We start from the raw sequence: 15,428 nt of genomic DNA on the forward strand, positions 1-15,428 counted from the left end.
CCGGGTGCCGACCGTGGCGCTCCGCGTCCCGGTGGCGACCGTCCGCGTCCGGCCGGTGCTCCGGGTGCCGACCGTGGCGCCCCGCGTCCCGGTGGTGCCCCGCGTCCCGACGGCATGCCCCGTCCGGCCGGTCCCCGTCCCGGTGGCCCGACCCCGTCCGGCATGCCGCGCCCGAACCCGGGCATGATGCCGCAGCGTCCGGCTCCGGGCCCGCGTCCCGGCCCCGGTGGCCGTGGCCCCGGTGGCCCCGGCGGCCGTCCGGGTGGTCCGGGTGGCGCCGGCGGCGCCCGTCCCGGCTTCCAGGGTCGTCCGGCCGGTCCGGGCTCGCGTCCGGCTGGTGGCGGCGGCTTCGGCGGTCCGCGTCCGGGTGGCGGCGCCCCCGGTGGTGGCGGTGGCTTCGGTCCCCGTCCCGGTGGCTTCGGCGGCCGTCCCGGCGGCCCGGGTGCCCGTGGTGGCACGCAGGGTGCCTTCGGTCGTGGCCCGGGCGGTCGCCCGGCGCGTGGCCGCAAGTCGAAGCGGGCGAAGCGCCAGGAGTACGAGGCCATGCAGGCCCCGTCCGTCGGCGGTGTGATGCTGCCTCGCGGCAACGGCCAGACCGTTCGCCTGTCGAGCGGCGCCTCGCTGATGGACTTCGCGGAGAAGATCAACGCCAACCCGGCCGCGCTCGTCTCGGTGATGTTCAACCTCGGTGAGATGGTCACCGCGACCCAGTCGGTCTCCGACGCGACCCTCGAGCTGCTGGCCGGCGAGATGGGCTTCATCCTGGAGATCGTCAGCCGGGACGACGAGGACCGCGAGCTGCTGGAGTCGTTCGACATCGACTTCGGCGCGAACGAGGGCGACGAGGACCAGCTGGCCCCGCGCCCGCCGGTCGTCACCGTCATGGGTCACGTCGACCACGGTAAGACCCGCCTGCTGGACGCCATTCGCAAGTCGAACGTGGTGGCCGGCGAGGCCGGTGGCATCACCCAGCACATCGGTGCCTACCAGGTCGCCACCGTCGTCAACGGCGAAGAGCGCCCGATCACCTTCCTCGACACCCCGGGTCACGAGGCGTTCTCCGCCATGCGTGCCCGTGGTGCCAAGTCCACCGACATCGCGATCCTGGTGGTCGCGGCCAACGACGGTGTCATGCCGCAGACGGTCGAGGCGCTCAACCACGCCAAGGCCGCGGGTGTGCCGATCGTGGTCGCGGTCAACAAGATCGACGTCGAGGGCGCCGACCCGACCAAGGTCCGCGGTCAGCTGACCGAGTTCGGTCTGGTGGCCGAGGAGTACGGCGGCGACACCATGTTCGTCGACATCTCCGCGCGCCAGGGTCTCAACATCGACCAGCTGCTGGAGGCCGTGGTCCTGACCGCGGACGCCTCGCTCGACCTGCGGGCCAACCCGGAGCAGGACGCGCAGGGTATCGCCATCGAGGCGCACCTCGACAAGGGCCGCGGCGCCATGGCGACCGTGCTCGTGCAGCGCGGTACCCTCCGCGTCGGCGACTCGATCGTGGTCGGCGACGCCTACGGCCGCGTCCGCGCGATGCTGGACGAGAACGGCAACAGCCTCGCCGAGGCCGGCCCGTCCCGCCCGGTGCTGCTGCTCGGTCTGACCTCGGTGCCCCGCGCCGGCGACAGCTTCATCGTCGTCGACGAGGACCGCACCGCCCGTCAGATCGCCGAGAAGCGCTCGGCCCGCGACCGCAACGCCGCCTTCGCGCAGCGTCGGGTCCGGGTGTCCCTGGAGGACCTGGACAAGGCCATCGCCGCCGGCGAGATCGAGCAGCTCAACCTCATCATCAAGGGTGACGTCTCCGGTTCGGTCGAGGCCCTCGAGGACGCGCTCGTCAAGCTGGACGTGGGCGAGGAGGTCGAGCTCCGCATCCTGCACCGCGGTGTGGGTGCGATCACCGAGTCCGACGTCAACCTGGCGATGGGTTCGGACGCCATCATCATCGGCTTCAACGTGCGCGCCGAAGGCCGTGCGCGCGCTGCTGCCGACAAGGAAGGCGTGGACGTCCGGTACTACTCGGTCATCTACCAGGCGATCGAGGAGATCGAGAACGCCCTCAAGGGCATGCTCAAGCCCGAGTACGAGGAGGTGCGCCTCGGCTCCGCGGAGATCCGCGAGGTGTTCCGCTCCTCCAAGTTCGGCAACATCGCGGGTGTCATCGTCCGCGAGGGCCTGCTGCGCCGCAACGCCAAGGCCCGCCTCATCCGCGACGGCAAGGTCGTGGCGGAGAGCCTCACCATCGAGGGTCTGCGACGCTTCAAGGACGACGCGACCGAGGTCCGCGAGGGCTTCGAGGCCGGTGTCACCCTGGGGTCGTTCAACGACATCAAGGTCGAGGACATCATCGAGACCTACGAGATGCGCGAGAAGCCGCGTTCGTAGTCGGTGAAAGCCGGGGCCGGGGGGCGGGGGGGGTTACCGGGGGCCCGGCCCCGGCGCGGGGGGGCGGCGGCCGGGGGCCCCCCCCCCCCCCCCCCGGCCCCGGTCTCGCTGTGTAGGGTCCGGGGTAGTTCAGATGGAACGGCGTCAGCCCGGTTCCGGGCTGTCCCCCGAGGCCTTCCAGGTCGGCGAGACCTGTCATACATGTTCGTGGGAACACTCACCTTCGACCTGCTGCTGGGCGACGTCCACTCGCTCAAGGAGAAGCGTTCGATCGTGCGGCCCATCGTGGCCGAACTGCAGCGCAAGTACAGCGTGTGCGCTGCCGAGACCGGGAACCAGGATCTGCACCGCCGGGCCGAGATCGGCCTCGCGGTGGTGTCCGGCGACGCCGGATACGTCACCGAGATCCTGGACAGCTGTGAGCGGTTGGTCGCCGGCCGCCCCGAGGTGCAGCTCCTCTCCGCGAGGCGGCGGTACCACGGCGACGACGATGAATAAGGGCTGTGGAGCCGGTCGGCGGAAGTCGCCGTTCTCACACAGATCAGGACCCAGAGCGCCCGCAAGGCCGGGCGCGGGCCGGTACTTTGGGGCGTGGGCCCCGACGGGTGCACAGCTCTCCCGGGTACCGGGCCCACTGCACGAGGAGGCAACGTGACCGACACCGCAAGGGCGCGCAAGCTCGCCGACCGCATCCAGGTGGTCGTCGCCCAGACCCTGGAACGGCGGATCAAGGACCCGCGACTGGGGTTCGTGACCATCACCGACACCCGGGTGACCGGCGACCTGCGCGAGGCCACCGTCTTCTACACCGTCTTCGGCGACGAGACCGAGCGTGAGGCCACGGCCGCCGCGCTGGAGAGCGCCAAGGGCGTGATCCGCTCCGAGGTCGGCAAGATCGGGGTGCGCTTCACCCCGACGCTGACCTTCGTCGCGGACGCGCTGCCGGACAACGCCCGGAACATCGACGACCTGCTCGACCGGGCCAAGGCCATCGACGCGGCGGTGCGCACCACCGCCGCGGGCGCGACCTACGCCGGCGACGCGGACCCGTACCGGGTCCCGGCGGCCGAGCGTGACGACGAGGACGAGTAGTCATGGCGGGTGAGCCGGCGAAGGCCGCCTCGCGAGCCGGATCGACCACGGGGGCGTCCTCCACCAGCACGGTGGAGGACGCCCTCGCGGCGCTCCCGGGGCCGCGCACCGAGGAGAGCGGGTTCGAGCTGGTCTGGCAGCAGGTGGTGGCGGAGATCGGGCGGGCCCGCTCGATCGACCTGATCTGCCACATCTGCCCGGACGGCGACGCGCTGGGCTCCTCGCTGGCGGCCGCGCTGGCGCTGCGGGGCCTCGGCAAGCAGGTACGGGTCTCCTTCGGTGACGACCCGCAGATCGTGCCCGAGTCGCTGGCCTTCCTGCCCGGCCAGGAGCTGATCGTGCCGGCTTCCGAGGTGCCGGACGCGCCCGAACTGGTGCTCTGCTTCGACGTGGCCGCGGAGAGCCGGCTCGGCCTGCTGCACGACAAGGCCTTCGCCGCGCCCGTCCTGGTGGTGTTCGACCATCACGCCTCCAACCCGGGCTTCGGCACCCACCAGCTGATCGACCCGACCGCGCCGGCCACCGCCGTCCTGGTCGACGAACTGCTGCGCCGGCTCGGCGTCGGGCTCGACCCGGACCTGGCCACCTGCCTCTACACCGGGGTCGCCACCGACACCGGCTCCTTCAAGTACCGGGCCACCACGCCCGCCACCCACGAACTCGCCGGCCGGCTGCTGGCCACCGGCATCCGGCACGACCTGATCTCCCGCCGACTGTGGGACACCTCCTCCTTCGGCTACCTCAAGGTGCTCGCGGGCGCGCTCGACCGGGCCGTCTACGAGCCGGCGGCGGCGGGCGGGCTGGGCCTGGTGTGGACCTGGGTGCCGTACCAGGACCTGGCGCTGTTCAGCGTCACGGTCGAGGAGATCGAGGGTCTGATCGACATCCTGCGCCGCCCGGCCGAGGCCGAGGTGGCACTGGTGCTCAAGCAGGACCCGGACGGCACGCTGCGCGGCTCCTCGCGCTCCAAGGGCGCGGTCGACGTCGCCGCCGCCTGCGCCGAACTGGGCGGCGGGGGGCACGTCTACGCGGCCGGGTTCAGCGTCCGGGAGGATGTGGCAGCGGTGGTCGAGCGGTTCCGGGGCGCGCTGCGCCCGGTACGTTGATCATTCCTGACCGTTCTGAGAGAAAGAACCCGATGAAGCGCAAAGGCACCGGCCCCGACGGCCTGGTGATCGTCGACAAGCCCGAGGGCATCACCTCGCACGGGGTCGTCGCCAAGCTGCGGTGGCTGGCCGGGACGCGGAAGGTCGGGCACGCCGGCACGCTGGACCCGATGGCCACCGGCGTGCTGGTGATCGGCATCGAGCGGGCCACCCGGCTGCTCGGCCACCTGATGCTCACCGCCAAGACGTACGAGGCGACCATCCGGCTCGGCCAGACCACCGTGACCGACGACCGGGAGGGCGAGGTCACCGCCTCGGCCCCGGCCGGGCAGGTCACCCGGGAGGCGATCGACGCCGGGATCGCGGCGCTCACCGGCGAGATCATGCAGGTGCCGTCCAAGGTCAGCGCGATCAAGATCGACGGCAAGCGTTCGTACGCCCGGGTGCGCGAGGGCGAGGACTTCGAGCTCGCGGCCCGGCCGACCACGATCCACTCCTTCACCGTGCACGGGCAGCGCGCCGCGGTCGCCGAGGACGGCACGCCGGTGATCGACCTGGACGTCACCGTCGAGTGCTCCTCCGGCACCTACATCCGGGCGCTGGCCCGGGACCTGGGCGCCGGGCTGGGCGTCGGCGGGCACCTGACCGCGCTGCGGCGCACCAGGGTCGGGCCGTACTCGGTGGAGTCGGCGTACACCCTGGAGCAGCTGGAGGAGGCGGTCACCGGGGAGCCCGCGCAGGGGCTCCAGGTGCTGCCGATCGGGGAGGCCGCGGCGGCCGCCTTCCCGCGCTGGGACCTGGACGAGGCCGCGGCGGAGAAGCTGTCGCACGGCGCCCGGCTCAAGGCGCCCGGGATGGGCGTGGATGGGCCGATCGCGGTGTTCGGGCCGGACGGGCGCTTCCTCGCGCTGGTCGAGGAGACGGGCGGGCAGGCGAAGCCGGTCGCGGTCTTCGTCGGCTGACGGGGCCCCTTCCGGCGCGCTCTGGGCCGTTCTGGCCGCCCTGGGCCGCGCTGGCCGAGCTGGCCGCTCTGGCCGCGCTGATCCGAGCCGATCCCGGCCGGTCCGAGCCGGTCGAAACCCCTGTCGGGAGTCTCCCGACAGGGGTTTCGTCGTTCCCCGGTGCCTCCGCCCCGTCCACAAGATCACTCGGACGGGGGAGCGCACGGGGTGAACGCCCGTGGTGAGCGGCGCGGGCGCGGTCGGGGCGGCGCCCCGGCGGGAAGGCTCCCGACGGCGAGCCAGCGACGGTCGAAGGGGCACTCATGCCGGGGTTTCTGGAGGGCGATCCGGGGCGGCACCTGCTGCGGATCCGCGACCTCAACGGGCGGTTGCACGGCTTAGGGTTCGTCGCCGACCCGGCGGGCCTGGTGCTCACCGCGCACGAGAGCGTGGCCGGACTGGACCGGGTGGTCCTGCACACCCCCGGCGGGCAGACCCGGGTGCTCGGCCCGGACGCCGTCCGGCCGCTGCCCGAGCACGGGCTGGCGCTGCTGCGCACCGACGCGGTCGGCGGGCTGCCGGTGCCGCCGCTGCCGGTGGGCTCGGCCGGGGCCGGGTACGAGGTGCTGGTGCCCGCCCTCGCGGGCGAGGAGGGACGGGCGGTCGCCCTGCGCTGCGGGCTGCTCGCGGTCACCGGCGCCGCGTACGGCGGGCACCGGCTGGGCGGGGTGCTGCTGCTGGACGTGCCGGTGGTCGACGGGGTCGAGGTGCCGGCCGGCTCGCCGGTGCTGGACGCCCGCAGCGGGGCGGTGGTCGCGCTGGCCGCGCCCGCCGTACGGGGGCCGCGGCACGGCGGGGCGCTGCCGGCGGTGGCGGTCGGCGGCGGCGCGGTGGAGCCGGCCGAGGAGCTGGCCGACCTGCTGGCGCGCAACGCGGCGGCCGTGCCCGCGTACGGGCCCGCGCTCAACCTGGCCGGGGTGCTGCGGCTGGCCGGCGCCCAGCTGGCCGCCGCCGGGGCCGGGCCGGGGCGGGTGGCCGGGCTGGCCGCGGACCGGGTGGACCGGTCGGACGGCCTGGCCGGGGACGAGCCGGCCGCGACCGTCACCGCGCTGGTCGGCGCCCCCGGCAGCGGGCGCTCCACCGAACTGGCCGCGCTGGCCGTCCGCCGCTCCGGCGGCGCCCACCCGCTGCCCACCCTCTGGCTGCGCGGCGCCGACCTGCGCGCCGGGGACCGCTCGCTCGCCGAGCCGGCGGAACGGGCGCTGGCCGCGGCGGCGGCCGAGCTCGGCGTCCCGGCGCCCGCGCCGGAACCGGTGGCGGCGCTGTGCGCGGCCGCCGGACGGCCGCTGCTGGTCGTCCTCGACGGCCCGGAGGAGGCCCCGGCGCAGCCGGACCCGCGCTGGCTGCGCGGCGCCGGGCAGTGGCTGACCGGCTGCGGGGCGCGGCTGCTCACGGCCTGCGGGGAGGAGCTCTGGGAGCGGCTGGCGGCCGAGCCCTGGGGGAGCGGCACCCCGGGCAGGCCGGGCGCGCAGGCCCCGCACCCGGACGGCGACCTGAGCAGCGCCCCCACCGTCCGGATGGACGCCGGCGGCCCCGGCGGCCCCAGCCTGGCCGGGCACCGGCTCGGCCCGCTGCCCGCCGAGGCCGCCGAGCGGGTGCGCCGCCGCTACGGGCTGCCGCCCGGACGCCCGCCCGCCGCCGAGGACGCCCGGCACCCGCTGGCCGTACGGCTCGCCGGGGAGCTGTGGGCCGAGGGGCTGCACGACGGGCCGGTGCGCCGGGGCGAGCTGTTCGGGGCCTTCCTGGACCTGCGCTGCCTGCGGGTCGCCCAGCGGCTGGCCGAGGACGGCCGGCCGCGCCGCCCGGGTGCCCACCGCCGGGGCGCCGTGCGGCCCGGCGGGCCGCGCCACGGGCGGGTGCGCCGGCTCGCGGCGGCGGTGGCCGGGCGGGTCCACGAGGCGGCCCGGCGGATGCTCGGCAGCGAGCCGGGCGGGCTGGCGCGGGCCGCCTTCGAGGAGCTGTTCCCGGTCGACGGGGGCTGGTCCAGGGCGGTCCTCGCCGAGGGCCTGTTCGTCCCCGCCGGGCCCGGGTTCCGCTTCGCCCACGGGGAGTTCGCCGACTGGCTGCAGGGCCTGCACCTGGATCTGGACGGGGCGCTGCGGCTGCTGCTCGGCGAGGCCGAGGACACCCCGCCCGAGCCCGTCGAGGGCAGCTCCGAGGGCAGCTCCGATGAGCGTGCCGACGGCACCTCCGGCGGTACCGAAGGCACCGGCGGCACCGGCCGGGCGGTCGGGGCACGCGCCGTCCCCCGGCACCGGATCGGCCCGGTCGCCGCCGCGCTGCGCCGGGTGGCCGAGACCTGGGGCGCGCCCGCCCTGGACCCGTGGCTGCACCGGATCTGGCGCGCGCTGGACCTACGCCCGCCGGGCAGCGAACCCGCCTGGTGGGCGGCCCGGTTGCTCGCCGCGGGCCTGGCCGCCAGCCCCGACCCGGCCGAACACCGGGCACTGCTCGACCAGTTGGCCCGCAGGATCGCCGAACGGGCCGCCCCGGTGGGCGGCGCGGCGGGGCTCCGGGCCGACGGTCTCGGCCGTTTCGGCCCGGCGTTCTGGACCGGCCTCGGACTGCCGGTCGACGCCGAACTCGCCCTGCTGCGCCACCTGGTGGCCGCCGACGGCACCGGCCACCGCTTCCTCGGCGCGGTGGCCGAGCGGCTGCGGGCCGACCCGGTCGCGGTGTTCCCGCTGCTCTGCGCCTGGTTCGACGATCCGCGCGGGCTGCCCGGCCGTCCCGGCTCCGCAGGGGGGCCCGGCGTCGCCGACCTCGCGCACGAGCTGTTGTACGCCCACCGCAGGCTCGCCCTGGACGAGTTGGCCGACGCGCTGGCCGCCGCCGCGCACCCGAGGGCGGACGCGCTGCTCACCGTGCTCGCCGCCGAGGAGCCGTCCGCGCTCTGCCGGGCGGTGGACCGCTGGAGCCACGACCGGCGGCCCGAACGGCACGTCGCGGCCGCGGTGCACGCGCTGCGGACTGCCCCGTACGCGACCGGCGCCGGGGCCGAGCTGCTGCGGTTCACCGCGCTGACGCTGCTCGCCCGCGAGGACGAGCCCGGTCTGCACGGCGCGGCGCTGGCGCTGCTGGTCGGCGATCCGGCGGCCCGGGCCGAGCACCTTCCGGCCGCCCTCGCCCGGTACCGGGCGGGCGGCGACGCCTTCCTCACCCCGGCGGCGCTCGCCCCGGCGCTGGAGAGCGACCCGGAGCCCGTCCTGGCCGCGCTCGCCGACCGGGCTGCGCCGGGCGCGGTCGCCGCCGGGACGCTGCGGGTGCTGGCCGACGCCGTCGCCCCGGTGGCCGTCCGGCGGGGCGCGGAGCTGGCCGCCCGGCTGCTGCGCGCGCACCCGGGGCTGGCGGGCCCGGTCGCCGTCGACTACCTCGGCCGCCGGCTGGCGCGCGCCGCGGCGGTCGGCCCGGCCGACCGGCTGGAGCTGCGGGTGCTGCTGGGCGCCGCGCTGGCCGCCCGGACGGCGGCGGCGCGCCGGCCGTTCGCCGAGGCGCTGTCCGTCCCGGTGGCCGACCCGGCGGCGGACGCGCTGCGCTGCGAGCTCCTGGACACCCTGCTCGCCACCGAGACGGACCCGGCGGTGCTGACCGCCGCCGTGGAGCGGCTGGCCGAGCACTGCGGGGCCGAGAACCCGGCCCGGGCCCGTGCGGTGCTGGCCCGGGCGGCCTGCGCGCTGCCTGGCGCGGACGAACTGCTGGTGCGCTGTGCCGGACGCTCCGCGGCCTTCGCCCGGCTGCTCGTCCGCTGGCCGGGCGACGCCGCCCCGACCGCGCCGGACGGCCCCCGGCTGGCCCGGATGCGGGCCCTGGCGGCGTCCGGCCGGGACCCGCAGTACGCCGCCGCCGAGGCGGAGCGGACCGCCCGGGACGGCGCGGTACGGCCGCCGGTGCGCTCAACCCGCATTCCGGTGCCTGAGCCGGGGCAGGCGCATGGCACGCTATAGGGGTTCGGGTTTTGAGCGTTTGAGCGTACAGACGGTACGCGCCGTAGGGAACAAGGAGCGGTCGGGTGCAGCGCTGGCGTGGCCTGGAGGAGATCCCCGGTGACTGGGGACGCAGCGTCGTCACCATCGGCTCGTTCGACGGGGTGCACCGCGGACATCAGCTGATCATCGGACGGGCGGTCGAGCGCGCCCGCGAACTCGGCCTCCCCTCGGTCGTGGTGACCTTCGACCCGCACCCGCGCGAGGTGATCCGCCCGGGCAGCCACCCGCCGCTGCTCGCGCCGCACCCGCGCCGGGCCGAGCTGGTCGCGGAGCTCGGCGTGGACGCGGTGCTGGTGCTGCCGTTCACCACCGAGTTCTCGCAGGAGTCCCCGGAGACCTTCGTCCGGCAGGTCCTGGTGGACGCGCTGCGCGCGCGGGTCGTCATCGAGGGCCCCAACTTCCGCTTCGGCCACCGCGCCGCCGGGGACGTCGAGCTGCTCGGCGGGCTGGGCCGGGCCGACGACTTCGAGGTCGAGGTGGTCGACCTCCAGGTGAGCGGCGCGGCCGGGGACGGCCAGCCGTTCTCCTCCAGCCTGATCCGCCGGCTCGTGGAGACCGGCGACATGGCCGGCGCCAACGAGGTGCTGGGCCGCCCGCACCGGGTCGAGGGCGAGGTGGTGCGCGGCGCGCAGCGCGGCCGCGAGCTGGGCTACCCGACCGCCAACGTCCAGACCGTGCCGCACAGCGCGATCCCGGCGGACGGCGTCTACGCGGGCTGGCTGACCGCCGACGGCGAGCGGATGCCGGCGGCGATCTCGGTCGGCACCAACCCGACCTTCGACGGCACCGACCGCACCGTCGAGGCGTACGCCATCGACCGGGTCGGCCTGGACCTGTACGGGCTGCACGTCGCGGTGGACTTCCTGGCCTACCTGCGCGGGATGGAGAAGTTCGACTCCATCGACGCGCTGCTGGACCGGATGGCCGACGACGTCAAGCGCGCCCGCGAGCTGACCGACGGGGTCTGACCCCTGGGAACGCGCCGGAACGCGCCGAGAGGCACGGGAAGGCACCGCAAGACGCCGGAAGGGCCCGCCGTGTCGGCGGGCCCTTCCCGTGTCACCACTACGTGCCGGTACGGCGCGTCACCGCTCCCCGGTCACTGCCGGGGCGGCTGCGGGTAGCCGTAGCCCGGCGGCGGGGGCTGGTAGCCGTCCGGCTCGGCGGGCGGGGCGGGCACCGGCGGCACGCCCTGGGCGGACGGGTAGCCGGGGCCGGGCTGGGGGGCGCCCTGCTGCGGCGGCCAGGGCTGGGGCTGCGGGTAGCCGTACCCGGCCGGGGGCGGCGGGGCCTGGCCGGGCTGCGGCGCCCACGGTGCGCCCGGGGCGGGCTGCGGGGCCTGCGCGGCCTGGCCCGGGGGGACCGGAGCCGGGTAGGGCTGCGGCTGGGGCTGCGGGGCCTGCGGCTGCTGCCAGGCGGACTGCTGGGCGGCGGCCTGCTGGGCCCGGATGATGTCCTCGCCGACCAGGGTGGCGAGCTCGAAGTACGCCTCGCGGACCTTGGGCCGCATCATGTCGAGGTTGACCTCGGCGCCGGCCGCCAGGCTCTCGTCGAACGGCACCACGACCACGCCGCGGCAGCGGGTCTGGAAGTGCGCGACGATGTCCTCGACCTTGATCATCTTGCTGGTCTCGCGCACCCCGGAGACCACCGTGATGCTGCGCTGCACCAGGTCCGCGTAGCCGTGCGCGGAGAGCCAGTCCAGGGTGGTCGAGGCGCTGGAGGCGCCGTCGACGCTGGGCGTGGAGACGATGATCAGCTGGTCGGCCAGGTCCAGCACCCCGCGCATCGCGCTGTACAGCAGGCCGGTGCCGGAGTCGGTCAGGATGATCGGGTACTGGCGGCCCAGCACGTCGATGACCTGGCGGTAGTCCGAGTCGTTGAAGGTCGTGGAGACCGCCGGGTCGACGTCGTTCGCCAGGATCTCCAGACCCGAGTTCAGGTCCTGCGAGGTGAACTGACGGATGTCCATGTAGCTGCGCAGGTGCGGGATGGCCGTCACCAGGTCGCGGATGGTCGCGCCGGTCTGGCGCTTGACCCGGCGGCCCAGCGTGCCGGCGTCCGGGTTGGCGTCGATCGCGATCACCTTGTCCTGGCGCTCACTGGCCAGGGTCGCGCCGAGCGCGGTGGTGGTCGTGGTCTTGCCGACCCCGCCCTTGAGGCTGATCACGGCGATCCGGTAGCAGCTCAGCACCGGGGTGCGGATGACCTCCAGTCGGCGGGCCTTCTCGGCCGCCGCGGCCTTGCCGCCGAACTGGAACCGGGGCTGCTGGCGCTGCTGCTTGGGCTGGCTGCGCAGCAGCCGGTCCGAGGACAGCTCGACGGCGGCGGTGTAGCCGAGCGGAGCGCCGTGCGCGGTCTGCTGCGGGGTGGCGGCCTGCTGGAACGCGGCGGGCTGCGGCGCCTGCGGCTGCTGCCACGGCTGCGCGGGGGCCGGCGGCTGCGCCTCCTGCGCCTGCCACGGCCGGCCGGGCTGGGGCTGGCCGGGGTGGGGCTGCTGCTGGACGGGCTGCGGCGGGACCGACTGCTGGTACGCGCCGGGCTGCGGCCAGCCGCCCTGGCGCGGGTCCACCGGGCCGGGCTGCGGCTGCGGGTGCGGGTGCTGCTGGGGCTGCGGGACGGGGGCCGGCTGGGCCTGGGCCGACGCCTGCTGGGCCGATGCCTGCTGGGCCGCCCACGCGGCCTGCGGGTCCCACCCGGCCTGCGGGTCCTGCGGGTGCTGCGGCACGCCGGGCACGGCAGGCACGCCCGGCTGGGCCGGCGGCTGCGGGTAGGCCGGCGGCGGCACGGGCTGCCCCGGGTAGGCGGGCGGGACCGGCGCCGCCGGGTACGCCGGGTAGGGCTGGGGCGCGGCCGGCTGCGACAGCGCCTCCGCCGTCGGCCAGGCCGGGGCGGCGGTCGGCGGCTGCTCGGCGGCGGCGGGGGAGGGAGCGGCGGCGGCCGGCGGGAACGGGACGTGCTGCGCCTCGGCCTGGACCGGCGGCGGAGGCGTCACCGGCACACCGGGCGACGCGGGCACGGGCGCGGGAGCCGGGGCGGCGGCCGGCCCGGCGTCGGCCACCGGCGCGGGGGCCTGGGCCTGGACCGGTGCCTGTGCCGGCGCCTGACCGGGGGTCTGACCCGGTGCCTGGGCCTGGTGCGGGACCGGGACATGGGGCTGCGCCGGAGCCGGCGCGGCCTCGGTGACCGGCACCGGAGCGGCCGGAGCGGCCGGAGCGGCCGGAGCGGCCGCGGGGGCGTCGGCCGGGCCCGCCGCCGGAGCCGCCGGGGCGGTCGCCTCAGCGGCCGGTGCCGGCTGCACGTACCAGGACGGGGGAGTGTAGTCAGGCGCGTCCGACCAGTCGTCGTCGTCCTCTGCCGCGTTGTCGCCGACGTAGACGCCGTCCCGATCGCTGCTCACTCTGGCTCCCTCGTGTTCGCCGCCGCTTGTTCAGCGGTGCCGTTGCCGCATCAAAGACTAGGCCGTACGGCAACCCCCGTTGAAGGCGGCTTCGGTTCCGCGACGGCCCGCCGGGTGCGGCGAGCCGCCGCTCAGTCCATCCGGCGCGGCCCGCCGAGCACCTGCTGTTCGGCCTGCCCGGCCACGGCCCGTACGTACTGACGCCGCATCCGGGTCGCCCACAGGGTGAGGTCGTCGCCGAGGGTGGGCAGGGTGGCCACGTCCTCGGGCGGGAGCGACAGCACCCGGCCGGTCAGCTCCGCTTCCTGCGGGGAGATCCGCTGCACGCCGACCAGGTCGGCCGCGTTGAGCACCCGGGCGGCGTTCGGGCCCAGGTAGGGCAGCAGCGTCAGGGTGGTCTGCCAGGGCGCGGCGGAGAGCCGGCTGCGCGGCGGGCGGGCGCCGAGGTCGCGTACCACCAGCACCGGCGAGGCCACCGAGGCGCCCTGCGGGCCGAGCCGGCCGACCTGGTGGACCGTCACGCAGGGCTGTCCGCCGCCGGCGGCCTGCGCCATCGGCCCCCACAGCTGTCCGCGGGCGGTCTCCACCACGACCCGGGCGCCGATCGCGGCCGCCCGCAGCGCGATGAGCTGCGCCGTCCACATGCCGCCGACCAGGACGAGGTCGTACGCGCTGGGGCGGAAGAGGCCGAGCACCGCGGGCTGCCCCTGCGGGTCGACGCCGATGACCACGCCGTCGTCGCCGACCGGGAAGGCCAGCGCGGCGAGGTCGGCCGGTTCGAGCACGTGCTTCTCCCGGCGGGGGCCGCGCAGGCCGAAGCCGGGCAGGATCCGGGGCCGGGCCCGGCGCTGCTCGGCGCCGGGCTGCGGGCCGGGGACGGGGTAGGTCTGGTACGCCATCAGGACGTTCCTCCCAGCGGCAGGGTGGCGAGCATGCCGGGGGCCTGTTCGAGGTCGAGCCGGACGAGGCCGAGGCCGACGCCCTGCGCCCGGGTCTCCGCCTGGCGGCCGGCCTGGACGGCCTCGCTCTCGTTGCGCCCGGTCACCCGCAGGTGTCCGCTGACGGTGACCGAGCCGCCGGTGCCGTGTCCGGCGGTCAGGCTGAAGGTGCCGGCCAGGGCCGCGGAGCCGGTGATCAGGTTGACCAGGTCCGGTGCGGCGATCCGGCCGGCGGTGCCGTCGGGACGGCTCAGCTGCGGCCAGCGGGAGATCCAGTAGGTGGTGTGCCAGCGGTCGTCGATCCGCCAGAACCGGTTGCCCTCCTGGGTGCGGCGGGTGGTGCCGCCGCCGCTGCCGGTGCCCTGGCGGCCGGCCACCGCGACCGGGTTGGCGCAGGCGGAGATGGCCAGGGCGGCGATCAGTTCGCGCTCGTCCAGCACGGTCGCGTTGAACCCGGCGCTGTTGAGCCGCCCGGCCAGCTGGTCGGTGACCCGCTGCAGCGCCTTGCGGGCGCCCTCCTCACCGCCGCCTCGGGCGCGGACGGCGGTCGCCGCCCGCTCCGGGTCGAGCTTGAGGGCGACCCAGGTCAGCCGCAGCCCGGGGGTGGAGGTGCCGTCGGGCAGTTCGCGGTAGGCGCGGGCGGCCAGCGACTGTTCGGGCAGGTGCTGGGCCGGGGCGGGCTGGGTGTGCTGGACCAGCTGCACCGACTCCAGGGTGATGTCGTCGACGGTGAGCGCCGAGCAGACCACGTCCAGCGGCAGCGGCAGCGCGGTGCGCGCCGGGCGCAGCGGTTGGTCCTTGGCCTGGACGAGCAGCACCGAGGTGAGGAAGGTGCCGTCGCCGACCATGCCGGTCTCCCGGCGGACGGGGCGGCCGCCGAACTCGGCCTCGGTGGCGTGGGTGCAGGTGCGCAGCCCGGGTTCGAGTTCCAGCGCGGGGGCCAGCGCCGGGTCGGTGCCGGCCGGCGGCAGCAGCGTCCGGGCCTGCCTGCGGCGGGACTTGAGGGCGGCGCGCACCCGCAGCAGCTCGGGGATGGTGCGGCCGCGCACCGGGACCGCCGCGAGGACGAGCAGCACCAGCGCGACCGCGCCGAAGCCGGCCGCGACCGGTCGGCTGATCGTCCAGCCGACCGCGACCAGCGCCGCCGCGACCTCGACCAGGACGAGCTGCTGGAGCTTCAGCCGGCCGCCGAGCAGCCCGGGCCGGGGGTTGACGCGGACCTGGACGGGACCGGTGCCGTCGGCCGGGCCGTCGGGTCGGGTCCGGCCGGGCCGGCGCGGCCTCCCGCCGCCCGAGGTGCTGCGGCGTCCTGGAGCGGTCTGGCTTGGCATCCCCCGATGGCCCTCTCTGATCGATCGCTGATCGGCCGCTGATCCGTCGGCGCGGCCCGGTTGGCCGGTTCGCGGACCGTACCCGTACCGTACTCACCGTCTGCTGCCGCATCGTAGAGGGTTGGGGCGGGTTGGCGCCCGGCGGGTGGACGGCGGGGCAGGTCGGTCTGACAACGTCCGACAACGTCT

The 15,428-nt window shown here is 76.2% G+C and carries 10 protein-coding genes; 7 read left to right on the forward strand and 3 right to left on the reverse strand.

Translation table 11 applies throughout. From position 1 onward, the window contains the following. The 7 genes from infB to ACFQ6N_RS24490 form a co-directional block, all read left to right on the forward strand. A partial coding sequence (infB, locus tag ACFQ6N_RS24460) for a translation initiation factor IF-2 (RefSeq protein ID WP_380652763.1) occupies positions 1-2,385 on the forward strand: 2,385 nt, incomplete at its 5' end. Between the two features lie 201 nt (positions 2,386-2,586). Next, positions 2,587-2,883: a DUF503 domain-containing protein gene (locus tag ACFQ6N_RS24465; protein WP_380652766.1), complete on the forward strand. Its 297-nt coding sequence runs from the start codon at positions 2,587-2,589 to the stop codon at positions 2,881-2,883. A gap of 153 nt (positions 2,884-3,036) precedes the next feature. Next, positions 3,037-3,477, forward strand: a complete 441-nt coding sequence (gene rbfA / locus ACFQ6N_RS24470) for a 30S ribosome-binding factor RbfA (RefSeq protein ID WP_380652769.1) — start codon at positions 3,037-3,039, stop codon at positions 3,475-3,477. A gap of 2 nt (positions 3,478-3,479) precedes the next feature. Beyond that, entirely contained in the window at positions 3,480-4,583 is a 1,104-nt protein-coding gene (locus tag ACFQ6N_RS24475) for a bifunctional oligoribonuclease/PAP phosphatase NrnA (protein ID WP_380652772.1), read from the forward strand. Positions 4,584-4,615: 32 nt separating this feature from the next. Further along, positions 4,616-5,545 carry a tRNA pseudouridine(55) synthase TruB gene (gene truB / locus ACFQ6N_RS24480; RefSeq protein ID WP_380652775.1) on the forward strand — a complete coding sequence of 310 codons (930 nt, stop codon included), beginning with the start codon at positions 4,616-4,618 and terminating at the stop codon, positions 5,543-5,545. A gap of 302 nt (positions 5,546-5,847) precedes the next feature. After that, positions 5,848-9,528 (forward strand): serine protease, encoded by a 3,681-nt coding sequence (locus tag ACFQ6N_RS24485; RefSeq protein WP_380652778.1) that lies wholly within the window; start codon positions 5,848-5,850, stop codon positions 9,526-9,528. A 65-nt stretch (positions 9,529-9,593) separates the two neighbouring features. Continuing rightward, positions 9,594-10,538 carry a bifunctional riboflavin kinase/FAD synthetase gene (locus tag ACFQ6N_RS24490; protein ID WP_380652781.1) on the forward strand — a complete coding sequence of 315 codons (945 nt, stop codon included), beginning with the start codon at positions 9,594-9,596 and terminating at the stop codon, positions 10,536-10,538. 131 nt (positions 10,539-10,669) lie between these two features. Here ACFQ6N_RS24490 and ACFQ6N_RS24495 read toward each other — a convergent pair whose 3' ends face one another. From ACFQ6N_RS24495 to eccE, 3 genes are all read right to left on the reverse strand, one after another. Further along, entirely contained in the window at positions 10,670-12,970 is a 2,301-nt protein-coding gene (locus ACFQ6N_RS24495) for a MinD/ParA family protein (RefSeq protein ID WP_380652784.1), read from the reverse strand. 131 nt (positions 12,971-13,101) lie between these two features. Further along, positions 13,102-13,869 (reverse strand): hypothetical protein, encoded by a 768-nt coding sequence (locus tag ACFQ6N_RS24500; protein WP_380652786.1) that lies wholly within the window; start codon positions 13,867-13,869, stop codon positions 13,102-13,104. Then, positions 13,869-15,239, reverse strand: a complete 1,371-nt coding sequence (gene eccE, locus ACFQ6N_RS24505) for a type VII secretion protein EccE (protein ID WP_380652789.1) — start codon at positions 15,237-15,239, stop codon at positions 13,869-13,871. The genes ACFQ6N_RS24500 and eccE overlap by 1 nt, the downstream gene beginning before the upstream one ends. Between the last annotated feature and the right edge of the window lie 189 nt (positions 15,240-15,428).

The organism is Kitasatospora sp. NPDC056446, from assembly GCF_042796115.1.
GTDB lineage: Bacteria > Actinomycetota > Actinomycetes > Streptomycetales > Streptomycetaceae > Kitasatospora.